This is a genomic window from Pseudomonas sp. AC169 (assembly GCF_979258515.1).
The window spans coordinates 3,506,904-3,532,814 of record NZ_OZ409866.1 but is presented as its reverse complement, the minus strand read 5'-3'; the positions used below and the strand labels follow the sequence as shown (position 1 = coordinate 3,532,814).

At 55.6% G+C, this 25,911-nt stretch carries 22 protein-coding genes and 1 other RNA gene; 15 read left to right on the top strand and 8 right to left on the bottom strand.

Going from position 1 to position 25,911, the window contains the following annotated elements; translation table 11 throughout:
- Positions 1–47: 47 nt before the first annotated feature.
- Positions 48–530 carry an SsrA-binding protein SmpB gene (smpB, locus tag ACZZ0G_RS15830; RefSeq protein WP_008088297.1) on the top strand — a complete coding sequence of 161 codons (483 nt, stop codon included), beginning with the start codon at positions 48–50 and terminating at the stop codon, positions 528–530.
- Between the two features lie 134 nt (positions 531–664).
- On the opposite strand, the gene ACZZ0G_RS15825 is transcribed toward smpB, so the two are convergent.
- Complete coding sequence (locus ACZZ0G_RS15825) at positions 665–1,432, bottom strand: FCD domain-containing protein (protein WP_007915207.1); 768 nt, start codon at positions 1,430–1,432, stop codon at positions 665–667.
- Positions 1,433–1,694: 262 nt separating this feature from the next.
- On the opposite strand from ACZZ0G_RS15825, the gene ACZZ0G_RS15820 reads away from it, so the two are divergent.
- The 8 genes from ACZZ0G_RS15820 to ACZZ0G_RS15785 all read left to right on the top strand — a co-directional run bounded on the left by ACZZ0G_RS15820 (position 1,695) and on the right by ACZZ0G_RS15785 (position 11,629).
- Entirely contained in the window at positions 1,695–3,389 is a 1,695-nt protein-coding gene (locus ACZZ0G_RS15820; RefSeq protein WP_463556767.1) for a lactate permease LctP family transporter, read from the top strand.
- A gap of 150 nt (positions 3,390–3,539) precedes the next feature.
- Positions 3,540–4,364, top strand: a complete 825-nt coding sequence (locus tag ACZZ0G_RS15815) for a (Fe-S)-binding protein (RefSeq protein ID WP_463556766.1) — start codon at positions 3,540–3,542, stop codon at positions 4,362–4,364.
- Positions 4,361–5,815, top strand: a complete 1,455-nt coding sequence (locus ACZZ0G_RS15810; RefSeq protein ID WP_007915200.1) for a LutB/LldF family L-lactate oxidation iron-sulfur protein — start codon at positions 4,361–4,363, stop codon at positions 5,813–5,815. Before ACZZ0G_RS15815 ends, ACZZ0G_RS15810 begins: the two co-directional genes overlap by 4 nt.
- Positions 5,815–6,486, top strand: coding sequence for a LutC/YkgG family protein (locus ACZZ0G_RS15805; protein WP_463556765.1), 672 nt, complete (start codon positions 5,815–5,817; stop codon positions 6,484–6,486). Before ACZZ0G_RS15810 ends, ACZZ0G_RS15805 begins: the two co-directional genes overlap by 1 nt.
- The gene (locus ACZZ0G_RS15800) at positions 6,483–9,293 is read left to right on the top strand and encodes an FAD-binding and (Fe-S)-binding domain-containing protein (RefSeq protein WP_463556764.1); all 2,811 of its coding nucleotides are present in this window, start codon (positions 6,483–6,485) and stop codon (positions 9,291–9,293) included. Before ACZZ0G_RS15805 ends, ACZZ0G_RS15800 begins: the two co-directional genes overlap by 4 nt.
- Positions 9,294–9,423: 130 nt before the next feature.
- Complete coding sequence (locus tag ACZZ0G_RS15795; RefSeq protein WP_158958624.1) at positions 9,424–9,702, top strand: hypothetical protein; 279 nt, start codon at positions 9,424–9,426, stop codon at positions 9,700–9,702.
- Between the two features lie 96 nt (positions 9,703–9,798).
- Positions 9,799–10,187: a transfer-messenger RNA gene (gene ssrA / locus ACZZ0G_RS15790) on the top strand.
- Between the two features lie 185 nt (positions 10,188–10,372).
- Positions 10,373–11,629: an integrase domain-containing protein gene (locus ACZZ0G_RS15785; RefSeq protein WP_463556763.1), complete on the top strand. Its 1,257-nt coding sequence runs from the start codon at positions 10,373–10,375 to the stop codon at positions 11,627–11,629.
- Positions 11,630–11,916: 287 nt separating this feature from the next.
- On the opposite strand, the gene ACZZ0G_RS15780 is transcribed toward ACZZ0G_RS15785, so the two are convergent.
- From ACZZ0G_RS15780 to ACZZ0G_RS15760, 5 genes are read right to left on the bottom strand one after another with little or no spacing between them, the layout of a single operon-like run.
- Entirely contained in the window at positions 11,917–12,504 is a 588-nt protein-coding gene (locus tag ACZZ0G_RS15780) for a condensin complex protein MksE (protein WP_463556762.1), read from the bottom strand.
- Complete coding sequence (locus ACZZ0G_RS15775) at positions 12,497–13,918, bottom strand: hypothetical protein (protein ID WP_463556761.1); 1,422 nt, start codon at positions 13,916–13,918, stop codon at positions 12,497–12,499. Before ACZZ0G_RS15775 ends, ACZZ0G_RS15780 begins: the two co-directional genes overlap by 8 nt.
- Complete coding sequence (locus ACZZ0G_RS15770) at positions 13,915–16,887, bottom strand: coiled-coil domain-containing protein (protein ID WP_463556760.1); 2,973 nt, start codon at positions 16,885–16,887, stop codon at positions 13,915–13,917. The genes ACZZ0G_RS15775 and ACZZ0G_RS15770 overlap by 4 nt, the downstream gene beginning before the upstream one ends.
- Entirely contained in the window at positions 16,884–17,705 is an 822-nt protein-coding gene (locus tag ACZZ0G_RS15765) for a Wadjet anti-phage system protein JetD domain-containing protein (RefSeq protein ID WP_463556759.1), read from the bottom strand. Before ACZZ0G_RS15765 ends, ACZZ0G_RS15770 begins: the two co-directional genes overlap by 4 nt.
- Positions 17,705–18,253: a hypothetical protein gene (locus ACZZ0G_RS15760; protein ID WP_463556758.1), complete on the bottom strand. Its 549-nt coding sequence runs from the start codon at positions 18,251–18,253 to the stop codon at positions 17,705–17,707. The genes ACZZ0G_RS15765 and ACZZ0G_RS15760 overlap by 1 nt, the downstream gene beginning before the upstream one ends.
- Positions 18,254–18,384: 131 nt before the next feature.
- Between ACZZ0G_RS15760 and ACZZ0G_RS15755 the strand changes: the two genes are divergently transcribed.
- On the top strand, positions 18,385–19,260 hold the full coding sequence (locus ACZZ0G_RS15755; RefSeq protein ID WP_463556757.1) for a helix-turn-helix transcriptional regulator: 876 nt from the start codon (positions 18,385–18,387) through the stop codon (positions 19,258–19,260).
- Between the two features lie 364 nt (positions 19,261–19,624).
- Positions 19,625–20,605 (top strand): hypothetical protein, encoded by a 981-nt coding sequence (locus ACZZ0G_RS15750; protein WP_463556756.1) that lies wholly within the window; start codon positions 19,625–19,627, stop codon positions 20,603–20,605.
- 136 nt (positions 20,606–20,741) lie between these two features.
- Here ACZZ0G_RS15750 and ACZZ0G_RS15745 read toward each other — a convergent pair whose 3' ends face one another.
- Positions 20,742–21,032, bottom strand: a complete 291-nt coding sequence (locus ACZZ0G_RS15745) for a hypothetical protein (protein WP_463556755.1) — start codon at positions 21,030–21,032, stop codon at positions 20,742–20,744.
- An 83-nt stretch (positions 21,033–21,115) separates the two neighbouring features.
- Positions 21,116–21,463 (bottom strand): DUF1413 domain-containing protein, encoded by a 348-nt coding sequence (locus ACZZ0G_RS15740; RefSeq protein ID WP_463556754.1) that lies wholly within the window; start codon positions 21,461–21,463, stop codon positions 21,116–21,118.
- A gap of 308 nt (positions 21,464–21,771) precedes the next feature.
- Between ACZZ0G_RS15740 and ACZZ0G_RS15735 the strand changes: the two genes are divergently transcribed.
- The 4 genes from ACZZ0G_RS15735 to ACZZ0G_RS15720 are packed head-to-tail and all read left to right on the top strand — an operon-like array spanning position 21,772 to position 25,481.
- Complete coding sequence (locus ACZZ0G_RS15735; RefSeq protein WP_463556753.1) at positions 21,772–22,341, top strand: hypothetical protein; 570 nt, start codon at positions 21,772–21,774, stop codon at positions 22,339–22,341.
- The gene (locus ACZZ0G_RS15730) at positions 22,341–23,714 is read left to right on the top strand and encodes a 7-cyano-7-deazaguanine synthase (protein WP_463556752.1); all 1,374 of its coding nucleotides are present in this window, start codon (positions 22,341–22,343) and stop codon (positions 23,712–23,714) included. Before ACZZ0G_RS15735 ends, ACZZ0G_RS15730 begins: the two co-directional genes overlap by 1 nt.
- Positions 23,711–24,880: an XRE family transcriptional regulator gene (locus ACZZ0G_RS15725; protein WP_122469367.1), complete on the top strand. Its 1,170-nt coding sequence runs from the start codon at positions 23,711–23,713 to the stop codon at positions 24,878–24,880. Before ACZZ0G_RS15730 ends, ACZZ0G_RS15725 begins: the two co-directional genes overlap by 4 nt.
- Entirely contained in the window at positions 24,855–25,481 is a 627-nt protein-coding gene (locus ACZZ0G_RS15720; protein WP_463556751.1) for a hypothetical protein, read from the top strand. Before ACZZ0G_RS15725 ends, ACZZ0G_RS15720 begins: the two co-directional genes overlap by 26 nt.
- Positions 25,482–25,911: the final 430 nt, after the last annotated feature.

Below are 25,911 nucleotides of genomic sequence, written 5' to 3'. Positions count from 1 at the left end.
GCATCACCGTAGCCGACAGCCGTTTATCTCCATATAATGCCGCCCCTATGGCTAAACAGAAGAAACACCCAACAGGGACCATCGCGCAGAACAAAAAGGCGCGACACGATTACTTCATCGAGCACAAGTTCGAGGCTGGTCTGGTCCTGGCCGGCTGGGAAGTAAAAAGTCTGCGGGCAAGCAAGCTACAGCTGGTCGACAGCTATGTCCTGCTCAAGGATGGCGAAGCGTGGTTGCTCGGCAGCCACATCACGCCTCTGATGACCGCAAGCACCCACGTCATCGCCGACCCGGTGCGCACACGCAAATTGCTGCTCAACCGCCGCGAGCTGGAAAAGCTTGCCGCGATGGTGCAGCAAAAGGGTTACGCCTGCGTCTGCCTGTCCTGGTACTGGAGCAAGCACATGGTCAAGTGCGAAATCGCTCTGGGCAAGGGCAAGAAGGAATACGACAAGCGTGACACCGAGCGCGAACGCGACGCCGGTCGTGAACTGCAGCGTGCGGTGCGCAACAAGGGCAAGGAAGATTAATTTCTTCTGCCTTCAAAGCGTATTCGCGAGCAGGTCGAATCGTCGCACCGTCGCTCCCACATTTGGAATGCATTTCAATGTGGGAGCGAGCTTGCTTGCGAAAGCTATTGCCGCATCAATGCAGAAATAACTGATCACATCCCCTTGCGCCGCTCCGCCCGAGCCATGCGCTGAACCTCCTGACGAACCTCTTCCAGCACTTCCTGCACATACAAAATGTGTCGGCTGGAGACTTCCCGCGCCTGCTCCGCGCGACCTTCAATAATCGCCAGATACAATTCCCGATGCTGGGTAATCAGCATGTCGCGAGTTTCCGTGCGCTGTTTGTACATGCCGCCAATGTTGGTCACGACGTTGCGCTTGAGCAAATCGAACAAGCCACGAATGGTGTGCAGCAACACCGCGTTATGGCTGGCCTCGGCAATCGCCAGATGAAATTTCGCATCCGCCGCGCCCTCCTCCGCCCGGCTCACTTCGTCGTGGCGTGAATAGCAATCCTGCAGTTCTTCGAAGGCTGCGGTGAGCCTTTCACGATCGACATCAGTTGCGCGCAATGCAGCGTAATAGGCGCACGATGCCTCCAGAGTGTGTCGAAATTCCAGGAGATCGCGCTGTGCCTCGGGATTGCTTTCGAGCAGTTGTAGCAGCGGATCACTGAACGTCGAACCCAGACTTTCCACCACATAATTGCCGCCACCCTGACGACTGACCAGCAAGCCTTTCGCCGCCAGTTTCTGAATCGCCTCACGTAGCGACGGCCGTGATACGCCAAATTGTTCGGCCAACGTGCGCTCCGCCGGCAGCCGCTCACCGGACTTCAGCGTGCCCTCAAGGATCATCCCCTCAAGTCGCTCGACAATGTCGTCAGACAAACGGCGCTGACGTATCTGATCAAACCCCATAACTCATTTCTCCACGATCCCGACCGCTCGCCGGGCTCTCTATTCTGGCCTATCGGCGCCTTGTCGACACCTACCAGACGCCACTTGCCGAAACCGGATCAGATGCGCTCTGCACCGCTTGTTCGACGAAAGTTTCAGGGCGACAAATTGACACACCGACATCAAGGCTTTTACCCTAGCCAACAGCGATTGTAAATTGGTCTTACCAATTATCCAAGAACGCTGACAGTGCCTGACCAACAACAATTAGGGGCCACCCCATATGCAAACCTGGCAACAGCTCTACAGCCCGCTCGGCAGTCTCGGCGTGTCCGCACTCGCGGCCGTCATCCCCATCGTGTTCTTTTTCCTCGCGCTGGCGGTGTTCCGCCTCAAAGGCCATGTGGCCGGGAGCATCACCCTCGCCCTGTCGATTGCCGTAGCAATCTTCGCGTTTCAGATGCCAGTCGACATGGCCTTCGCCGCCGCCGGGTATGGCTTCGCCTACGGTCTGTGGCCGATTGCCTGGATCATTGTCGCGGCGGTGTTCCTCTACAAACTGACGGTTAAAAGTGGTCAGTTCGAGGTCATCCGCAGTTCGGTGTTATCGATTACTGACGACCAGCGCCTGCAAGTGCTGCTGATCGGCTTCTGCTTCGGTGCGTTTTTGGAAGGTGCCGCCGGTTTCGGCGCACCCGTGGCGATTACCGCCGCACTCCTTGTAGGACTGGGCTTTAATCCGCTGTACGCCGCCGGTCTGTGCCTGATTGCCAACACCGCACCAGTTGCGTTTGGCGCATTGGGGATTCCGATCATTGTTGCCGGTCAAGTGACCGGGATTGACGCGTTCAAGATCGGCGCCATGACCGGCCGCCAACTGCCACTGCTGTCGCTGTTCGTGCCGTTCTGGCTGGTGTTCATGATGGACGGCTTACGCGGCGTGCGTGAAACCTGGCCGGCCGCACTGGTTGCGGGTCTGAGTTTCGCCGTCACTCAGTACTTCACCTCGAACTTCATCGGCCCAGAACTGCCGGACATCACCTCGGCGCTGGCCAGCCTGATTTCCCTGACTCTATTCCTGAAAGTCTGGCAGCCAAAACGCGCCGCCGGCCAACACATCGCCGGTGCCGTTTCCGCCTCGGTGGTGACCGCCAGCGTCGGCGGTTTCGGTCAGAAACGCACCACTGTGGCTTCGCCTTACAGCCTTGGGGAAATTTTCAAAGCCTGGTCGCCGTTCCTGATCCTCACCGTACTGGTGACCATCTGGACGCTGAAGCCTTTCAAAGCGATGTTCGCCGCCGGCGGCTCGATGTATAGCTGGGTGTTCAACTTCGCGATTCCGCACCTTGATCAACTGGTGATCAAGACCGCGCCAATCGTGGCCACTCCGACCGCCATTCCCGCCGTGTTCAAACTCGATCCGATTTCGGCGACCGGCACAGCAATTTTCTTCTCCGCACTGATTTCGATGCTGGTGCTGAAGATCAATTTCAAAACTGGTCTGACCACTTTGAAAGAGACCTTCTACGAACTGCGCTGGCCAATCCTGTCGATCGGCATGGTCTTGGCGTTCGCCTTCGTTACCAACTATTCCGGCATGTCTTCGACCATGGCTCTGGTATTGGCCGGTACGGGCGCGGCGTTTCCGTTCTTCTCGCCCTTCCTCGGCTGGCTGGGCGTGTTCCTCACCGGTTCGGATACTTCCTCCAATGCGCTGTTCAGTTCACTGCAGGCGACCACCGCGCACCAGATCGGCGTCAACGACACCCTGCTGGTCGCAGCGAACACCAGCGGCGGCGTCACCGGCAAAATGATCTCGCCACAATCGATCGCCGTAGCCTGCGCCGCGACCGGTCTGGTAGGCAAGGAATCGGATCTGTTCCGCTTCACCCTCAAGCACAGCCTATTCTTTGCAACGATTGTCGGTCTGATCACCTTGGCCCAGGCCTACTGGTTCACCGGCATGCTGGTGCACTAAACCTACAAGAAACACAGAAAAAACCGACGCCGGTTGGTGATGCCGGCGTCAGTAATTCACAACCCGGTCTGTAAGGCTGCTGAAAGCATTGCTCTCTATATTCAGCAGCCGCAACAGACGGATAACCGGGCCCACCCGGAGACACGCCTGATGAGCGAGCTTTTTTACAACGCTGTGCCAAACGCGACCCGCGTGGCACCGCCACTGCCCGAACCTCGGCAATACCCCAGCGAGAAACCGGCGCGGGTCTATCTGTTCGGGACGTGTGTGGTCGACCTGTTCTACCCCGAAGCCGGGATGGACGCGATCCACTTGCTGGAACGCGAAGGCATCCGGGTCGAGTACCCGCAAGGGCAGAGTTGCTGCGGTCAACCGGCCTACACCTCGGGTTACACCGAGCAGGCGCGGACCGTGGCGCGCTCGCAACTGGCGCTGTTTGCCGGGGATTATCCGGTGGTGGTGCCGTCGGGTTCCTGCGCCGGCATGCTGCGCGAGCATTACGCCGACTTGTTCAAGGACGAGCCGCAAACGCTGAAACAGGTTCAGGCCCTCGCCGCGCGTACCTATGAACTGGCCGAGTTTCTGCTGTTCGTCTGTAAGGTGCAGCTCAAGGACAGCGGCGAACCGGTCAAAGTCGCGCTGCACACCTCGTGTTCGGCACGCCGCGAAATGAACACCCACCTGCACGGCCGCGAGTTGTTGGCGCAGTTGAGCAACGTGGAACGGGTCAACCACGACCACGAAAGCGAGTGCTGTGGCTTCGGCGGAACATTCAGCGTCCGTATGCCAGACATTTCCGGCGCGATGGTGGCTGACAAGACCCAAGCGTTGAAGGATTCCGGCGCGCACAAGGTGTTGAGCGCCGACTGTGGCTGTTTGATGAACATCAACGGCGCATTGGAGAAACAAAAAGAGGCGCTGCGCGGGCAACATCTCGCCAGCTTCTTGTGGCAACGAACCGGAGGTGCGCAATGAGCACTTCCGCGATTATTCCTACGGTCGCCGTAGAAGAAGATTTCCGCACCCGGGCACACAACGCCCTGGGTGATCAGCAACTACGGAACAACTTCCGCACGGCGATGGATTCATTGATGGTCAAGCGGGCAGCGGCTTTCAGCGATGCCCACGAAAGAGAACATTTGCGCGCACTGGGCAATTCGATCAAGGCCCGCGCGCTGTCCAAGTTGCCCGACCTGCTCGAGCAACTGGAACAGAACCTGACCCGCAACGGTGTGACAGTGCACTGGGCGGAAACGGTGGACGAGGCCAATGGCATCGTCTTATCGATCATCCGCGCTCACGAGGCGCGGCAAGTGATCAAGGGCAAATCGATGGTCAGCGAAGAGATGGAGATGAACCATTTCCTCGAGGCTCGGGACATTGAATGTCTGGAGTCCGACATGGGGGAATACATCGTCCAGCTCGACCACGAGAAGCCTTCACACATCATTATGCCGGCGATCCACAAGAATGCCGGTCAGGTCGCGTCCTTGTTCCACGACAAACTTGGCGTGGAATACACCAAGGACGTTGACCAACTCATTCAGATCGGTCGCAGAGTCCTGCGGCAGAAATTCTTCGAAGCGGACATCGGCGTCTCCGGCGTCAACTTCGCCGTCGCCGAAACCGGCACCCTGCTGCTGGTGGAAAACGAAGGCAACGGCCGCATGACCACCACCGTGCCGCCGGTGCACATCGCCGTCACCGGCATCGAAAAAGTCGTGGAAAACCTGCGTGACGTGGTGCCGTTGCTGTCACTGCTGACGCGCTCGGCGCTGGGCATTCCGATCACCACTTACGTCAACATGATCTCCGGCCCGCGCAAGGAACACGAACTCGACGGCCCGCAGGAAGTGCATCTGGTCCTGCTCGACAACGGTCGCAGCCAGGCTTTCGCCGACAGTGAATTGCGCCAGACCTTGAACTGCATCCGCTGCGGCGCCTGCATGAACCATTGCCCGGTGTACACCCGCGTCGGCGGCCACACTTATGGCGAGGTGTATCCGGGGCCGATCGGCAAAATCATCACCCCGCACATGGTTGGTTTGGCAAAAGTGCCGGATCACCCGAGTGCTTCGTCGCTGTGCGGTGCCTGCGGCGAAGTGTGCCCGGTAAAAATTCCTATCCCGGCCATCCTGCGACGCCTACGCGAAGAAAACGTCAAAGCCCCGGACAGCCCGAATCAAGTGATGCGCGGTCAGGGCAGCAAGTATTCGCGCAAGGAACGTTTTATCTGGAACGCCTGGGCCAGGCTCAACAGCTCCCCGACTCTCTACCGATTGTTCGGTTTCTTCGCCACACGTCTGCGTGCGTTGACGCCAAGCAACGTTGGCCCGTGGACGCAAAACCACAGCGCACCAAAACCCGCCGCCCGCTCACTGCACGACATGGCCCGCGAGCATCTGGCCAAACAGGGAGATCGCTGATGAGCGCCAAGCAAAATATCCTCGGCAAACTGCGGAAAAGTCTGACCGGCGCCACGCCGATTGCCGACGACTTCGACGTCGATCTGGTGACGCAGCCTTACACCTACAGCGCCGAACAACGCATCCCGCAACTGCGCAAATTGATGGAAGCGGTTCACACCGAAATCCACATGACCTCGGGGGAAGAGTGGCCGGCGCTGCTCGCGCAATTGCTGCGCGATCGTCAGTTGCCGAGTCTGTTGATCGCACCGACTACAGCCCATGGGCAAAAAATCACACAGCACTGGGCGAACAATCCCGAGCTGCCGACGCTGAAATCCTACGACCGGCCGATGGAAGAGTGGAAAGCCGAGCTGTTCAACGACACCCCGGCCAGTCTCACTGGCACCCTCGGCGCGATTGCCGCCACCGGCAGTCTCATCATGTGGCCGACCCGCGAGGAGCCACGGTTGATGAGCCTGGTGCCACCGGTACATTTCGCCCTGCTCAAGGCCAGTGAAATCCGCGACAACTTCTATCAGGTGCAGCAGGAATACGAATGGGCGCAAGGCATGCCGACCAACGCGTTGCTGGTGTCGGGCCCGTCGAAAACCGCTGACATCGAGCAAGTGCTGGCTTACGGCGCACACGGCCCGAAAGACCTGGTGGTTCTGATCCTGGAGGACCAATGACGCTTCCGGTGAATTTCCTGCGTGATGTGCAACAACTGATTCCGGCCGAGCGCCGTTTTGACGATCCGTTATCGACTCTGGCCTTTGGTACGGATGCCAGTTTCTATCGACTGATTCCGCAACTGGTGATCCGCGTCGAGTCCGAAGATGAAGTCGTGGCTCTGTTGAAACTGGCCCAGCGCGATAACGTCCCGGTGACCTTCCGCGCCGCCGGCACCAGTCTCTCCGGCCAAGCGATCAGCGATTCCGTTTTGATTGTGCTTGGGGATAACTGGAACGCCCGCGAGATTCGTGGCCAAGGCACGCAAATCCGCCTGCAACCAGGCGTGATCGGCGCACAGGCGAACGCTTGGCTGGCGCCGTTCGGGCGCAAGATCGGTCCGGATCCGGCGTCGATAAACGCTTGCAAGATCGGCGGCATCGTCGCCAACAATGCCAGCGGCATGTGCTGCGGGACGGCACAAAATACCTATCACACGCTGGCCGGGATTCGTCTGGTGCTGGCCGATGGCACGCGTCTGGATACCGAAGATGCTGCGAGTGTCGCGGCATTCCGCGTTAGCCACGGCGATCTGCTTGAGCGCGTGGCGACTTTAGGTCGCGAGACTCGCGCCAACACCGAACTGGCTGCACGAATTCGCCACAAATACCGTCTGAAAAATACCACCGGCCTGTCGCTCAACGCCCTGGTGGATTTCGATGAGCCTGTGGATATCTTGAGCCACCTGCTGGTCGGCTCCGAAGGCACCCTCGGTTTCATCAGCGCGGTGACTTACGACACCGTGATCGATCACCCGAACAAGGCTTCGGCGCTGATCGTGTTCCCGGATGTCGAGACTTGCTGCAACGCGGTCACCGTGCTGAAAAGCCAACCGGTGTCCGCCGTAGAGTTACTGGATCGGCGCAGCCTGCGCTCGGTGCAAGACAAACCCGGCATGCCTGCTTTCGTAAAACAGCTGTCGAACAATGCCTGCGCGCTGTTGATCGAATCCCGCGCCGCGTCTTCCACTTTGCTACAGGAACAACTGGCGCAGATCATGGCGTCGCTCAGTGGCTTCCCGGTGGAGAAGCAGGTCGACTTCACCGAAGACCCTGTGGAAAATGCCAAGCTCTGGGCCATCCGCAAGGACACCTTCCCCGCTGTCGGCGCGGTGCGCAAAACAGGCACCACGGTGATCATCGAAGACGTGACATTCCCGGTCGAACAACTGGCCATTGGCGTCAATCGCTTAATCGAACTGTTCGACAAACATGCCTACGACGAAGCGATCCTTTTCGGACACGCGCTGGAAGGCAATCTGCACTTCGTCTTCACCCAAGGCTTCAACAACCCGGAAGAAGTCGCACGCTATCAAGCGTTCATGGACGACGTCGCGCAACTGGTCGCCGTGGAGTTCGGCGGCTCGTTGAAAGCCGAACACGGCACCGGCCGCAACATGGCGCCGTTCGTGGAATTGGAGTGGGGCAGCAACGCGTATCAACTGATGTGGCAGCTCAAACGCCTGCTCGACCCGAACGGCATTCTCAATCCGGATGTGGTGCTGAGCGAAGATCCGCAGATCCATCTCAAACACCTGAAACCGCTGCCGGCGGCCGACGAGATTGTGGATAAGTGCATTGAGTGCGGTTTCTGCGAACCGGTCTGCCCTTCTAAAGGCCTGACCTTGAGCCCGCGCCAGCGCATCGTGATCTGGCGCGATATTCAGGCGAAAAAACGTGCGGGCATCGACACCCGAGAGCTGGAAGAAGCCTACGAATACCAAGGTATCGACACCTGCGCCGCCACTGGTCTGTGCGCGCAACGTTGCCCTGTAGGCATCAATACCGGTGAGCTGGTGAAAAAGCTCCGAGCCCGGCACGCGACGCATCAGAAAACCGCTGACTGGATCGAAGGAAATTTCGCCAAGACTCTGCAAGGCGCACGCTTCACCCTGCACGTGGCCAACGGTGCGCGGATGATGCTTGGCGCACCGCGTCTGGCAAAGCTGTCGGCAACGATTACGCGACTGTCTAAAGGCCAGGTGCCGTTGTGGACGAATGCGATGCCGCAGCCGGAGAAGGCGATTCGCTTCAGCCCCAGCGTCTCAGACGAACGTCCGCGTGTGGTGTATCTCGCAGCGTGTGTCTCGCGAGTCATGGGTCCGGCGGCGAGTGATAAAGAGCAAATGTCGCTCTACGACAAAACCCGTGGACTGCTGGAAAAGGCCGGCTACCAAGTGGTGTTCCCGGACAATCTGGACAACCTCTGCTGCGGTCAGCCCTTCGCCTCGAAAGGCTACGCCGAACAGGCCGAACACAAGCGTCAGGAGCTGATCAGCGCATTGCTGCATGCCAGTCGCGGCGGTCTCGATCCGATCTATTGCGACACCAGCCCGTGCACGCTGCGGCTGGTGCAGGACGTAGGAGAAACCCGCCTGGATCTGTACGACCCGGTGCGCTTCATCCGTACGCATCTTCTCGAACGACTGGATTTCACTCCGCAAGACACACCGATTGCCGTGCACGTGACCTGCAGCACGCAACATCTGGGCGAAAGCCAGGCGTTGATCGATCTGGCGCGTAAGTGCAGCAACAACGTGGTGATCCCGGAAGGCATTCATTGCTGCGGATTTGCCGGTGACAAGGGCTTCACCACGCCAGAGTTGAACAGCCACTCGCTACGCACGCTCAAGGATGCCGTGCAGCATTGCAGCGAGGGGATTTCCACTAGCCGCACCTGCGAGATCGGCCTGACGCAACATGGCGGAATCGACTATCACGGGCTGGTCTATCTGGTGGATCGAGTAACCCGGGCGAAGGCCTGCTGAAGAAAAATAGAACCCTTGAGTTCGACTGTAGTCCACAGAATAACCCCGACTGATCGGGGTTTTTCTTCCATTCGGTTGCTCGTCTTGACGGCCAGCGAAGTCTGGACCCACTCGGTTCAAGGAGTTACACATGAAACGTTCTGTACTGTTAGGTCTGTTCGTTACTGCATCGATGATGGCGTCCACTTCGTTCGCCGCCGACAAGCCTGCCGATCTGTGCGATGCCAATATTCAGACCATTGATAATGGCAAGGCGCAGCTTTCAGCGAATCCAGAATTGAGTCAGCGTGCCGAAACCAGTGTGGCCAAGGCCAAGGCACTCAAGGCCCAAGGCAAGATCGACGATTGCGTTGCTGAAACCTCGCAAACCATCGTAGAACTGCGCAAAGCCACCGGCACCAACAACTGATCAGCGTCCCGGCCAACCTTCGGGTTGGCCTTGCGGGCTGATTGGCGTACACTGCGCAGGCTTGTTGCTCAAACAGATGTACTGAGCAATGAGTTCGGGGCCGTTTAGGATTCGACGCCGGTTGCGAAACTCTAGGTGCATGCCGACTTGGTAACAGAAGTCGTAAATCCACTGTTGCAACTACTTATAGTTGCCAATGACGACCAATACGGTGTTGCTCTCGCTGCTTAATTGCAGCTGACAATGCTCCTGGTACCTTCGGGTCCAGCAATCATCAGGGGATGTCTGTAAACCCAAAATGATTGTCATATAGAACAGAATCGCCGTGCAGTACGTTGTGGACGAAGCGGCTAAAACTTACACAACTCGCCCAAAGCACCCTGCCCTTCGGGTCGCTGAGGGTTAACTTAATAGAAACGGCTACGCATGTAGTACCGACAGCGGAGTACTGGCGGACGGGGGTTCAAATCCCCCCGGCTCCACCAAATACACATCTAAAGACGTCCAAGGACGTCTTTTTTTGTGCCTGTAAACCAGCAAAATCAAGGCTTTAGCGTCTATTAGCGTCCATGGGCGTCCGACACAATCCACGTAACCTGGTATTCCAGATGGTATTCCAAGCCCTTCAGTGGTAATTTTTGGAATACCAATTGATGTCATGGAACACCTCATGTGCGCCCAAGCCACCCGCCTCTCTGACCGCCAGCTCAAAGCGGTAGAGCCGAAAGACAAGGACTACGTCCTTAGCGATGGAGACGGATTACAGCTGCGCGTGAGGGTCAATGGCTCTACGCTATGGAACTTCAACTACCGGCAGCCGATTACCAAAAACCGTATCAACATGGGCCTCGGCACCTACCCAGAGCTCTCACTTGCGCAAGCTAGGAAGAAGACGGTCGAAGCCAGAGAGCTTCTCGCCCAGGGCATCGACCCGAAAGAAAAACGTACCGAGTTGGAGCAGACAAAAAGGCAGGCAACCGAACACACATTCGAGAACGTGGCGTCTGCGTGGTTTGAACTGAAAAAGGATTCGGTCACTCAGGCTTATGCCGAGGACATCTGGCGCTCGCTCACGCTGCATGTCTTTCCATTGCTGGGAACAACACCTATCTCGCAGATCAATGCCCCGATGGTCATCGAACTGCTGCGCCCTTTGGAAACCAAAGGTAGCTTGGAGACAGTGAAGCGACTGACCCAACGACTCAACGAAATCATGACCTACGGCGTGAACTCGGGAATGATCTTCGCCAACCCGCTTAGCGGCATCCGAGCTGTTTTCAAAAAGCCGAAAAAGCAGAACATGGCCGCTCTCCGTCCCGAAGAGCTGCCAGAGCTGATGGTTACCATCGCTAATGCGAGCATAAAAAGAACAACACGCTGCCTAATCGAATGGCAACTCCACACCATGACCCGTCCTGCGGAAGCCGCCACGACCTCCTGGGCTGACATCGATCTCGACAAGAAAACTTGGACGATACCAGCAGAGCGGATGAAGAAGCGGCGTGCTCACGTCATACCACTGACCGAACACGCACTTGCTCTGCTTGAGACAATAAAACCCTACAGCGGTCATAGGGAGTTCGTGTTCCCAGCAGATAGAGACCCACGAACTCACTGCAACAGCCAGACAGCAAACATGGCCTTGAAACGTATGGGCTTTGAAGGGCGTTTGGTGAGCCACGGCATGCGCTCCATGGCCAGTACTATCCTGAACGAACAGGGATGGGACCCGGAGCTAATCGAAGTCGCACTTGCACACGTGGACAAAGACGAGGTGCGCAGCGCCTACAATCGTGCGGATTACATTGAGAGAAGGCGCCCCATGATGATCTGGTGGAGCGAACACATCCAGCAAGCCGCTACCGGCAGCTTGTCGGTCTCAGCCATTCAGGAAACGAGGGGGCTGAAAATAGTATCGAGGCGCTGAACTACACCTCAATTAATCTGGCGCGCCAGATAATTGCATCGACTTAACCAGATACTTGCATTCATTTTGACCACCGCCTGCACCCGGCCTGAGCAGCACATGCCGTAGTGACGACAGCTGCACTCGCCCCCAAGCGGTCAGTCGACTAGTCCGCTCTGCGAAGCCAAGACATGGTGTGCACTCAAATTAGGTGGACACCATCGCCTTAAGCGACGGTGTCAGGAAAATGTCTTGCCCGGCCGGTTACGAAATACGCATGCTGCCTGGACGCTTACGACCAACTGGATTCAAACCGCCAAGTCTCCCTCCCCGAGCAAATCCTGAAAGAATCCCGCTCCAGCCTCGGTCAAAACCAGACCGCCCTTTGCATTTCGGTAAGCAACATTTCTGGCCTCAAGTTTCTTAACGTGCTCGACGAGGTTTCCGGACTTCATGCCGCACGCTATCAATACCTCGACCTTGTCCTGCCCCTTGCCGATCTCTTCGATCCGTATATCCGAGAGTCCGGCTTCGTCCTTCAGCAGTAAATCCATGGTGTAACCGAGCTCCATGATGCCGCGGAAAAGGACCAGCAAAAGCCCCTGGAAGTTACGAGCAATATCATCCCTCTCGACTTCAGACGCATCAGCAGTGCGGATGAATGCGAAACCACTCCGCATCACCAGTTCATAGCCGATCAATTCGTAGATAGCACGGTACTGATCAAAGTTGTTCACCAGCTCTTCAAAATGCTGGTTAGAAGCCAACTTGCCCTCAATGCACTGTGTCCGATTGATCATTTTCCCGTACATCAACTGAGCATAAAGCTCCGTCGAGAGCTTTCGATTCAGGACTCTGGACTGGACATGAAGAGGGGCAGGCGAATGTTCAAACATGTGGCGTCTCCAGACGTACCTTGTAGTAGCGCAGTCGTTCAGTCTCGGTGGCGAGCGTGCCGACCTCAAAACGTGGGATCAAGGCAATGCCTTCGGTACCTTTAAGGCAGCTCAATCCGACAAGTAGGTCATTTAGGCCGCAGGGGTCCAGATGGCTGCTTAGGTAGTAGTTCAGTTCTTCATGGAGATCGTCACAGGGGCGTAGCTCCCAGCCAGACACCAGACGACTGATCGAAAACAAACGCTCATCCTCTTCACGCTTAAGACCCAGCGTAGAAAGCTGAGTCGGTTTGACAATCTGAGGTACGGCCACCGGAACCTGGACGTTGGGCAGCTCAGTGCGCAGGTGTTCAGTGAGCAGCAGGCGGTGATTCCGCTCGGGCCATTCGACCTTCGAATCGAAGCGCCTAAACCTCAGGCCATTGAAGGTTGGCCAGTTGTTGAAAACATCGTCGTTGCTCGGTAGCTGATTTCCCTTGAGAGTCCCGTCGTGCAGGTTCTGTACTGCCCCATGCAAAATGTTCCATGCTTGCTCGATTTTGTCGTAGGCCAGGCGATGCGTGGCATTCTGCTGCACATAGCGCATCAGCGATCCACGAATCACATCAATATCATATCGGTAGGAGCGAATGGCCTCGATGTTGTAGTAGATCGAGGTGGCCAGCCGTCGGTGCCCATATTGCGCCAGATGGTCACCGATCATGGTCAGAGCCTGAAGAGCCGGCTTACCCTCCTTCAGGTCCGTGTTCTCGGCAAGGAACTCCAAGGCAGGCAAGATGTTGCGCAGGTAGATGCTATTGATCTCGCTGAGTGCTTCCTTGGCCGCTGACACCTCATCAATATCGTCATAACGCATCTGATCGACAATCTCACCCAGGCGAGTGAGGCGCGATTGGAGTGCCGACACGCAGTCATTCATCTTTGACAGTGCGCTGCGGATCTCTTTGCGCAGCGCGTCTACCTGTTCTTTGAAGTCGAGGTCACCGTCACTAAACGACTGCATGCCAGCAAAAATTCCGTAGAGCCGATTGAAAGAGGCTCGGATTATCTCGTAGTCAGCGCTATTCAGTTTCCTCAGACGGGCCCCATCGAAGTGACGGAACATCTCGATGATGAAGGGCGCGAAAACCATCACTCCGCGGGCGTTATCGACATGGATAACCAGACCAACGCGCTCCAGGTTCTCGATCGACAGCGCAGCCTCCAGCTTACGCCGCGCAGGCGGAACATCCTTCGCGGGCCGATCCTTGTTAAGCGGCCCCACCCTGTCCATCAGCTCGGTCAGCTTGTGCTGGTACATGGCTATCCGGACCTCTTCACCCTCACCAACCTTGTCCATGTAATCAATCAGGTCGAGAAACAGCCCTTTGTTCTCGATCATGGAGATCGTGGCGAACTCCGCATTGACGATCATTCGGTCGGAGCCTCTTCTTCAAGCTCAGACGCGGGCACCTGGCTAGCCGGCGCCTGTTCACCTCCAGGCGCAACCGAGATCAGCGACTCACATTCGCCCGTGAAGATGATGGTTCGTTCAGCACTGTAGGACTCATCTACGGCTTCGAAATAGCTCAAATTCATGAAGGTGCCGATTACCTTCCCGATCGCAGGAGTCCACTCCGGGGTCGCGCCGAAGATGCAAAAACCGTCGGCCTCCGCGATGTCCCGAGCGGACTTCAGGTTGGCCACATCCAACTGGGAAATCTCATCAATCAGCAAGGGCATCGACACCTTGCTGTCGCTTTGCAGAAGCTCCTTGAGCAGAAAGGCAAGTACACGGATGTTGATCATCACCGATGTGCCGGTGGACTGCGCCTCAATCTTGAACTCTTCACGACCTAGCAGGCGAACACGGTACTCAACGCTATTGATCAACTTAGCCAAGTTCAGAGTGGCATCACGGCGCTGATCGGATTCAAAGAACTGGGTAAAGAAGCTACCCAAGCGGTCATACAGCACCTGTGGCGGGAGCTCACCGCCACTCATATTCACCGCTTCAAGGACGGATAGGAGTTCATCGAACTGCGGATGCAGTGTACAGCCGATGCGAATCTCCGCGATATTCGAAATCCTGATGGACTTCAGATGGTCCTCGATCTCGCTAATGAAGCCGGTAATAAGCGTTCTCGTCGCACGGATTTGCCGCATCTGAATATCGGTGTCGGCATTGTGTGCGGCCACCTGATGGAAGAGATTGTCCTCTTCGGAGGTGAGCCGGGCATAAAGCAGGGCATAACGTTCATGCAGCTGGCGCAGATCATTCAGCTCGTAAGCGGCACGGTGCGCTTGCTCGGGACTTTTGTCATCGAGCGGTACCGCATCCAGGAGGTCGGAAACGTGCTTGCAGGTCTCTTGCATCAGCCCCACCAGATTTCGCGACTGATAATCCATGTCGTCGATCAGAGCCTGATTGACCATGACGCACTGAGGGGAGTCCCGCTGGAAGCCGTTTTTCAACAAACCCAGGCGTAGGTGCATATCCTTGATGCGGTTTGCCCAGTGTGTAACGTCGTTGGATTCTTCTTTGGCACGCTCCAAAGCACTCGCGGCAGCATCCCTGTGTGCCTTGGCTTCGTCGAACTTAGAGTTTGCTTCAGCAGTCTGCCCCTCTAACAGGGCTAATTGCTCCTTGGCGTACTCATATTCGCCTTCGAGACGCTGAAGGTCTGCGTCAATACGTTCAGCACTCTTCAGCAGGCTGATGGCGCGCTCATCCTTGACAATCACTTCCAGCAGTTCCTTGCTACGAATCGCCAGCTTTTCTTCGGACTCGGTAACGCGCGTGGATAGCTCACTGTAGCGAGCCTGGGCTTTGCGTAACTGCGTAGTCATGTTACCCAGCTCTACCTGTTTACGCTCGAGCAATTCGGCGGCACTGTAGGACTGGAGCAAGATGCCGGAAGGCTTGCCGAGAAACCTGAGATCATTATCCTCGACGCTGAAAAGGCCGGCGAAGCGCTCAATGACGTCCCGAGTTGTCGGCTCCAGGGCCTCGCACCCAACGCTGAATGCCTGCTGGTTGAGGGAAAACAGCCGGTCAGCGGCCTGTTCGCTCAAGAGATCCAAGACACTGATGGACTGGTTTTTGATCCACTGATCAGCGTCATCAATCAAGGGCTTGAGCCGCTTGATCTCACGATTTTTTTCCTCGAACTCGCTGCGCAGTTTCGCCTTGTCGTTACAAATTTCAAGGTCATGCCGGGCTTCTTCGAGGGCTTCAAGGCGGATTTTAAGGACTTCCTCGAGCGATATGCCTACGTAGCCCGTGCGGACCGCACCGAGCTCAATCGCATCCTTCCGGATCAGCTCGAAGGCCTTCTTGGCGCTATTAACCAAACCGCGGCAATGGTTGTATTCGGCCCACACACGAGCTACGTCCCGTTCCACCTCCCGGCTGTGATCGTTGCGCGACGAATATTCGGCCGCGCGCTCCTGGCGAACTTTTAGGAGCTGTGCCGTCACCTGTTCGATACTGTCTTCCGCGTCGAATAGGAGGTTCAGTAGGACACTAGAACGCGACGACAAGTCAATAAATCCCTGGTTGTATGCGTTCCAGTAGCGCTCTCCGTTGCTGATCGTCTGTAGACGGTCTTGGGTACCACGAAGCCGTTGATAGCGCGCCAGGATTTCGCCAAAGTTGACATTGACCTCAGCTTCAGTCCTGGCCTTGCGACCTTCGATGATGGTCGCAATGGTATCCGGCAGAGTGCGTCGATCTTTAGCTCCAATGTCGAATGACAGATGGATCAGGCGCTTCCAGGCATCGATCTCGCGCTGTTTGGCACCCCCACTTTTAAGTGGTAGCAGGCAATAGCGCCCAGCATCCGAGCGAGTTGGCTGGTGCTTATACATGCGCTCTTTGATGGTGCCGGCGTCGCGGATCAATACCCCGCTCATCTTCTTCAACTCGGCCGCCACCGACTTGATGCTTAGCCCGGAGACAGGTGCACCTTGGCCGCCATTGATCGGCGAGTACACGTTCCAAAACAGGTGCTCGATCTCGCTGAACGCGCACGGCACGCCAGTACGTTCGTAGCTGAAGGGCTTGTTACCCTGGTTCAGGACAATGCAGAACGGCCCGTGCGGATTTTCCGCCTCCAGAATCACGAAGGAGCTGCGCTCCGGAAAATAGAACTGATAGGTGGAGTCGCGGCCATAGAAGCCGTTCGGATTTTTAAGACCGAACTTATGCTCACAACCGTGCAGATTCTCTTCGGGCAGCAGGAAGAACTTCATCGAGTTTAGAATCGACGTCTTGCCCCCGTTGTTGGCCCCGAGCAGGCAGATGTGCTCGTTCAGCGGCACCTTCACGTAGCAATACTTCCCGCTGTTTACGAGAATGATTTGCTTGAAGGAGAACGACCAGTAGAAGTCTTCGATGCTCATGCGTGCATTCCTTCGCCTGGCAGAGTGAGCAGATAGGTCTCCTGCTCCAGAACTGCGTTCTGCCGGCGCATGTGGTGGATGAGTTGGTCGGTCTCGGGCGACAGGCCTGCGTATTGAAGAATGTCCTGACTGCTTTGCCCGGAGAGGCTATAGCGCGAGCGCCCAAGTCGTTCCTCAACGTCGGCCGGAGCCAGGAAACGAAGGCGCGATGTGGGGAGCTGCTTGCGCAATGTGGCGTACATGCGTAGCCCACCTGGATCAACATCGAACAGGCAATGCAACTCACTAAAAGAGTCCAGGAAGGCCGTGTTCAAACGGTTGGTCACCTGGTTACCTGAGCCGTAGATCAGCTCAATCTCTGTGTGCGCTCGATGCAACAGGCCAGTGATGAGGGTGAGCGTTCGCTCTAGGTCGAGAAAGTTCTCCAGGTTTTCCACAATCACCCCAACCTGCCCTGTTGGCCTGGGGGCGTGCCAGTGATCGACCTCGTAGAGAGCCACAACAGGATGTGGGTGTGACTGAGAACGTATCAGGAGGTAGGAGCCGGAGACGCTGGCGCGATGGCTGTCGCCATCGAAAGCAGCGCCTATCCGGCCGGCAAGTCCAGACGGCCTGAAGCGTTCAATCAGGGCGGCGAATGCCGTAGAGTCGGTGATGTGGATCTGGTAGCGGGTCTTGCCCAGCCTGGTCGAAGTGAAAAGGCGCAAGAGTTCGTGGCGCTGGCATCCTGCCTCGACAAGCCGCTCCAGCAGGACTTCAAGATTGATCGCTTGGCCAGCCTCGATCTTGGCCAGGTAGCCATGAATGGTTGCCGACATCAGCAACTGGCCACGCTGGACCGGTCGCGCAGTCGGCAGGGAATGATGAGATTAGTCACGCTCGCTCCTGAGGTTGCGCCGGCTGGCGCACAAATGATCCTTTTGATCCTTGATGGTAACGGATAGGCGAAAAATCCCAAGCCCAACTTTAGCTGCCAAGAATGTGCCTGCTTGAGCTCCTTGCGCTGTTGCAGCAATTGGCGATACCGGGTACGCGCAGCACTGGCAATGCCCAGTATTGCAATCTGCAACGCCTGTTGGCGGTGTTCTGTGCGAACCCGATCGATTTCCTCACGAGCGAACTCGACCTGCCACTGTGGTTGCTCCACATGATCCTTCTCTGCACGCATACCGGCGGTGAGCTCACGGACATTGGCTTCTTGCTGATGATAAATTTCGCACAAGCGATACAAATGCGACTGGCACCCGATCAACGCAACTATCGCCTCACGGCGTCGCAGCACCTGCCAGAACAAGGCGATACTCGCCAGCACGGACACCAAGACTCTGATATCAACCACAACCCAGGAAAGCGCCATCACATTCATCCTCTGTTCTCCCTAAACCAGCCGGCACCATCTAGGCCGACTTGAACGACAGGGTCACGATATGTAACGTTAGAGGACATATCTAGGGTGTTTACCTATACAGGTAAAGTTTTCGAGCAGATGGAGAGGCCATGAAACGCAAGCAAGCAATCGAATACGTACGCTGGGATCTGGCTCTGCGCTACCGCCTGATCGAGACCGTTGCCTGGTGGGAGGGCCGCTTGACCACCAATCACCTGATGCAGAGTTTCGGTATCAGCCGCCAGCAAGCCTCGAAGGACATCAATACCTACATCGCCGAGCACGCGCCAAAGAACCTTGAATATGACAAGCATTTGAAGGGATACGTACCCAGCAGGCATTTCAAACCACTCTTCATAGACGACAGCGCCAGCGCCTACCTTCATCTAGTGAACCAGAACCACGACCGCGCACCTCACATAGACGGGTTGGCATTGGCCTACGCGCACACAGAAGTGCTCGGCGTACCAGACCGCTCGGTTCGACCCGAAGTCCTCCGACCGCTACTGAAGGCCTGCCGCGAAAACCTGCGTCTAGAGTGCGACTACGTTTCGTTCACCACACCCAACGGCGAGATCCGCCTGATATCCCCGCATACGTTGATCTATACCGGTATACGCTGGCACGTACGTGCCTACTGTGAGAAGAACCGCGATTATCGGGATTTCGTCCTCAGCCGCTTTCGAGGCATCCCAGAGTTAATGGATGATCAATCTGAGCAGCACCGCGAACACGATCAGGACTGGCAGACACTTGTGTCGGTGATCATCGTGCCAGACTCTAGACTGAAACCGGAGCAGAGAAGCATCATCGAGGCCGACTACGGCATGCAGAACGGGCAACTCGTCGTCGAGACGCGAGGTCCTTTGGTGCAGTACGTACTGCAGCGCTACCAGATCGACCCGACCAAGGTACATTCAAAAGCGACGGCGCAGCAGATCGTGGTGGCCAATCTGGAGGGGCTACAGTCTTGGTTGTACCGTTGAAAAATCGAATCATCAACGAGCATCGATGGGATCCGGTGCTCATTGAGGTAACCACGCAGGATGTAATGGACGGACGCTTACCCTTTATCTTGCACGTGCAGTTGCAGGGTACCGGTCAGCATTCCCAGTGGATTCAACTGCCCTTAGCAGCGGACAGGAAGGAAGCGCGAAACTGGCAAACGCTAATCGAACAGGCGGCGGGGCGGGGCGCGTAGTAGGCGTCGCGCTCGGAGCCTATAGCGGGCACAGGTTGTTCAAACGTCAGTAACATCGAAGGTCATTCGGGGCGGCCGCTCGCCCGCCCCTTTCCTCACATCCCAATATGGTTTTCCGCGCATGCGCGGATTTTAGATCTGGTGGCACGATGGACCTTACACAAACTACCACCCTCACTGGCAGTGGCCATGCAGAAGAAACCGTAGAGCGTGACGGCGTACGGATGACGAAAGCTGAAGCAAAGGACGCTGCTGAAGAGCGGTTCAAGGCAGGCCAAGAGGCTGCTGCCAATGACGTCCCCTTCGCCACCTTCAGCGGGTTGGATGCAGAGAGTGAAGCCTATGCGGATTTCAAAGCAGGCTACGACAGCCCCTTCAAACAGGCAGATTGGGAAGTCGAGCTGGCCGGCAATGCTCAGGACCTCTACGGATTGACTCGGGGTGGCGGAACGCCGGACTACTTCAGGATCTGGGGTGGCGTAGATGACTGGCATGACTGCCCGAGCGATAGGTACAGTTTTAACTCGCTGTACTTCGAAGGCCAGCATGACCCCGAGGTAATCTGGCAGTTGGCCTACGAACTCGTGAGCCTGCTCAACGGCGCAAGTGAGCTGTTCGGGATTCGGTCAAGGAAGCAGGTCATTCGCGGCATTAACTTCTGCGGAAAGCCAGTTCGGTTCAGAGAGCAAGCTCGGGTGATCTCACTGTTAGGAAGGCCACCCATGTCACCGCGGAGATGGACTGAGCATCTGAGCAAAGCGATGCAGACATCTCCACGCCTAGCATTGCTGATCCTGGCGACGGAGAACGAGGACGTCTACATGATGCTGAAGTACCTAGGCTTTGAGCCAAGTTGGTCTAACTATTACAAGCTGCTGGAGACGATGGAGACCCACGCAGAGCTGAAAGAGAAGACCATTCCTGGTACAAAAGCATCGAGGGGGCGATTCACCAACAACGCGAACAATTTCTCACTCGTTGGCTACGATGCTCGCCACGGTCTTCAGCCGGTTGGCGACAAGAAAAACACTGTAGCCGTCATGACCATTGAGCAAGCCCACGATTACATCTCGGGCGTCTGCAAGGCCTACCTGAACATCGTGTACCCAGAATATTTCAGATTCCAATGATGAGCTTTCAGGCATCCGCCCAGTGAGTTGTGTTATGACTTTTACGCAGGCTGGGGCGGATTGCCTGATGATCGATCTGACCGCCATCAGGAAGGGCTAGAGCCTGTGGCGCAGATAACAAGCTATTCCTACGCGGTTAACGCACGATGCGGATATGCGTATCGCCGACCCGCTCCGCATACCCCTCAAGCAAAATAGGCCCCACATAAGAAGCGATCGCCACCGAGGTGATATTCGCCTGAAGCCAGGCACCAATACTGTCAGCATCGGCGCTTGTCCGAGATGCACCAATAGGCACCGCACGGTTAAGGAAGGTATTTCTCAGTGCCGCATACTGCTCGGCACTGACATGGATCTTTCTATTTTTGCCATAGGTGATAGTAGTACCGGTCAGTACCGTGCCCTCGTAGTCGAAATTGCTACGCATTCCCCAAGTCTTCATAGAGCCCCCATATCTAGCGTTCCAAGCACTTTAATTGTGCTACTCGACGTTGCCTGCAGGTTGAGTCGTCAGCCTGCAACGACCCTTTTTTTGTACACTGCATGACGGGAAGCCGTGGTGCGGATGAATTCCAATCCGAAATCCGCTGCTTCACGTTTTACCTGCTTACCAAAAGTCACCCGGCTTGAGCGATCAAGGGTCTGCCAGACCTCTTGGCCGATGATCTGAGGTATCTCGAACTCCATGTCCTCGGGCAATTTCAGGACGTTTTCTTTTAGGACGGCGGCGGCGCGATCTGCAGGGGTATCCGTACTTTTCACGTGCGCTTGCAACAAAGCTAGAATCGTTGCCGATACGTCGGGCTGTTTTTGTGCCCAGGCAGCGAGCTCGGGGGTAAGCATGAGGGAGATAACCATGGAAGCTCCTAGTGCGCGCATTGCAAAATGCAATTAACAACCGCAAATACAATTGCATTTAAAAATGCAAAATACAACTCAAATATGCAATTTATTTGGGTGACGTAATTCCCTATTCGCCCGCCCACGCAGCTGGTGAGTGAAAATTGGGGAGCTGCTCCCGCATCGTTGACAACCGATTTAGTTATGCAAGACCGGGATACCCGATCGCTTACCCCGTTCTTTCTGATTACGACTTTGACATTGTCAGATTTTTAGTACTAATATCTGACAATGTCAAAACCGGTATTCACTGGGGGCTGGGCGAAATGAGCGATGGGCCACATAGAAGCTTGAAGCTGCGAAAGCCATGGAAAGAACTGGCAAAGCGTGCGGACCAAGATACCTACGATGCCTCCCAGATAGCTGAGGCTACGGCGCAAGCAGTTGCCAGTGACTTCAAAATGGAGGTCTCGTGGCATCTAATGGAAGCCTTGAAAGCAGTCTTTACCGGCTGTGATAACTCTCTGGAAATGCCGGAACTTGCGCTGGATCAACTTGAAAATGCTAAAGCCCTAGCAGCAGCCTCCGTTTTTGGAACGAATCTTGTGGAATGGAGCATCACCCTTATCCATGAAGGCAAATTTGGAATTGAAGCATTCCATGAGGCGGTAGGCCTCGCCGCCAAAGACCGATGCCACGCAAACATACGGTCGATCGAAGAACACTACCTTCGCGACTCGAATGAGCAAAGAGCAGAGCACGTGAGCAAGAGACTCCAGAATGCCATTTCTACTCTATCGAGTACCCAACTCGGTCTGGATCTTGTGGGCCAAGAGCCCACTCGAATCCTCCCCCCTAGGAAGATGGAAGGTCTTGATGACGGGGTATCGTTGTGATGAACACTTTGCCGCCTAAGGAAATAGCTGTAGATATACTTGAACCTGGAGCCCGCAAAAGAAACGGTGTGATCCCGTGTTACATCGAGAAGAACATCGAATTCGACCTTGAGGCTCTCGCGACCTTCTCATCCCATGACAAATGGGAGCCCGTGACGCATGACGCATTACTCATAGCCGCTGCAGTTGAGTTTTGTGATCGCTTCCTTGTCCGGAGTTCCATGAGTTGGGGTAGGCGCTTCATCGTGCATGTGCCAGTTCACGACGTTGAGCAGTGGTCGAGTAACAAGGTAGATCGAGCGCTCGTCAACGCACTGAACCTCCTGACCGGCGACGACTGGCATTTCAACTTTCGACCTCGAAAACAAGTTGCACAGAGACCGCCGCAAGGCCAAATAGCTTTCCCTTCCGATGCAGAGGCGGTCATTGCCTTCAGTGATGGAATGGACTCACGGGCGGTCTCTGAGCTTGAGAGCAAGCGCCTAGGTAAACGCCTTATTCGTCTTCGAATAGGGAACAAACAACACGATATTTCAAAGAAGGAACGTCAGAGGATTCCATTCACGGCCATTCCTTATTCAGTCAAACTTGATGATGCGAGAAGCGCCGAGAGAAGTGCACGCAGTCGCGGATTCAAGTTCAGCATCATATCCGCAATTGCGGCGTACCTGATCGATGCACCAATGGCCATCATCCCCGAAAGCGGACAAGGTGCACTTGCACCTGTGCTCCTTCCTGTTGCGCATGGGTATGAGGATTATCGAAATCACCCTGTCTTCACCAAGCTGATGGAGTGCTTTATCGAAGCACTTCTTGATTATCGATTCCAGTACACCTTCCCCAGGCTCTGGATGACGAAAGGCGAGACCCTGCGCGAGTATGTCGAAACCTGTGGCACTAGCGCGGATTGGGTAACGACCAGGTCGTGCTGGCAGCAATCCCGACAAGTAGCCGTTTCAGGCGCAAGAAGACAGTGCGGCATATGCGCCGCGTGCATGCTTCGCCGCCTTAGCGTTCACGCTGCTGGATTGGAGGAACCCCCAACGAATTATGTGTGGGAATCCCTAGATAGTCCGACCTGGAAGACAGGCGCAGCAAAAGAATTCACCAGTTTTACCGAAGCCTTGCGACAATACGCTATCGCAGGGGTACTTCATTTCGAGCACCTTTCTTCGATTCGGGAATCTTCGCAGTACGAACTGATCAAACGCCGCAGAACGAGCGAACTGGCTCGAGCTCTGGCCGAGTCGCCACATGCCGTGGCGCAGAACCTTGACAGGCTCTTGCAGCAACATGCCAGGGAATGGTCAGCGTTCACGAGCGATATGAGATCAGAGTCGTTCGTGAGGAAGTGGATAGATGGCGCATCATGACCAAACCAGATTTTGAACTGAACCCAGCTGAACTGGGTGAACGACTGAAGGTCGCGCGCGAAACCGCGGCCTTGACCCAAGACGCAGCGGCCAAAGCAATTGGCTTTGCTCGAACCACTCTCGTGGCCATTGAAAAAGGGCAGCGCTCTGCAAGGCTTGACGAGATCCAGATGCTTAGTCGCTGTTATGGAGTATCCGCTAACTCTTTGCTACGCCGAGAAGCGGTCCATGTGGATCTTGTTCCTCGTTTCCGCTCACTCCCAGACACTGGTGATGCCGGCATCGAGCAAGCTGCTCGGATGCTGAATGATCTCGTCAGGGCGGAAGTAGAACTTGAGAATATTTTAGGCGTTCGGAAAACCTCGAATTATCCGACCGAAAAAAGCATCTTACCTGGCGATGTACGCAAACAAGCAGAGCACGATGCACATAGCCTCCGAAGCTGGCTAGGGCTCGGCGAGAGCCCGATTCAGGATCTGTTTTCGCTCATAGAGATGCAACTTGGAATTCGTGTCTATAGCCGGAGACTTGAATCGAAAGTGTCTGGGCTGTTTGCCTATGACGACGCCGTTGGCGCCTGTATGCTAATAAATGCAGTACATCGGAAGGATCGTCAAACTCAGACTGGCGCCCACGAGCTCGGGCACTTTATAGCGACGCGGCGTCAGCCCGAAATTTATCAAGCCGAAAAATATGAGAACTCGCGTGAAGAGCGTTACGCGAACGCTTTCGGAAGCGCGTTTCTAACGCCAGCCCGTACCGTCATGGAAAAGTTCAAGGAAGTGACTATTGGATCAACCCACCTCACTCGTCGGCACATCATCCTGCTCGCTAGTTTCTTTGGCGTTTCACGCCAGGCGATGGTGATGAGGCTTGAAGAATTGGAACTGACGAAAAAGGGAACTTGGGATTGGTTCATGGATAATGGCGGTATAACCGACGACCAAGCCCAGCAGGTACTAGGCTCGATAGCTCACGATTCCACGCCTATGGAAGGCGCGCAATCAACGAGGCTTTTTTTGTTAGCTATCGATGCCTGGAAGAAGGATCTAATCAGCGAAGGGCAAATGTCGGATTTGCTTAAGCTCGATCGGGCGAAAGTACGCGATTTGCTTGATGAGGCAGAAGAGGATGAAGTTGATGACCTTTTCAAGCTGCCTCACTGATCAAGAAAGCATTCTCGTTCTTGACGCCAGTGTCATCATAAACTTGCTGGCGACCGATCATGCAAGCGCAATCCTGCAAGCAGTTCCGACTCCTATTGTTGTCACCGACAATGTAATACGGGAGATTGAGCTAGGGGCAGCAAACGGCCGGCCTGAGCCGAAACAGCTTTTGGAGCTAATCCATAATCAAATTTTAAAGAGAGAAGAGCTTTCTGGCATTGCATTAGAGCACTTCTTCGACTTGGTATCCGGATCCACGGCGGCCTCGCTAGGAGACGGAGAAGCCGCGACACTCGCGCTTGCACATTGCAACGGTTTCACTGCTGGTATTGATGAAAAAAAAGCAACCAAGATCTCCTCTGAACGCTTTGAAAATCTACGCCTGATTACGACGGTGGATATTCTCGCCTATGAACCTGTGCGGATTTCACTCGGAGATGAAGCGCTAGCTAAGGCAACGCTTCAGGCATTGAAAAACGCCAGAATGCAAGTTCGAGAAAACCAATTCGACTGGATTCAAGGGCTGATCGGATGTGAGAACGTAAGTTTATGCCCAAGCCTGAGGCGGCTCATAAAACTCAAGGCTGCAGGACGTTGTTGAATCGGTCAGTAATAGGCTAGAAAGTAAGGGATCAGTAAACACGCCTTGCGTGTTTACACAGTTTGCACTTGGCTCATTATCCCAACTCATAATCCGCATGCCCAACTTTGACCAGATACGCATCGCGTAATGGATATAGTCATGCAGATATTGAATAGCTGCCTCGAATGCGTTGCATGGAACCAGGCTTCACAGCGACCGCATTGGAACCAACTGCCACGACCAGTGCCCTTCTCATATCGGGTGTGTTCAACCCAGTCAAGCCGCGAATCAAAGGCCAGGTTACCGCGATTGTGTTCACTGCTAAAAACTCACGTTGCTCGCTCTCTGAGGACAGATTAAAAAACCTCAGCGCACTATACACCGGACTCAAAACGCTCAACCCACGGACCAAGCCATCATCATACTCTCGCCAGCTTTATGCCTACAG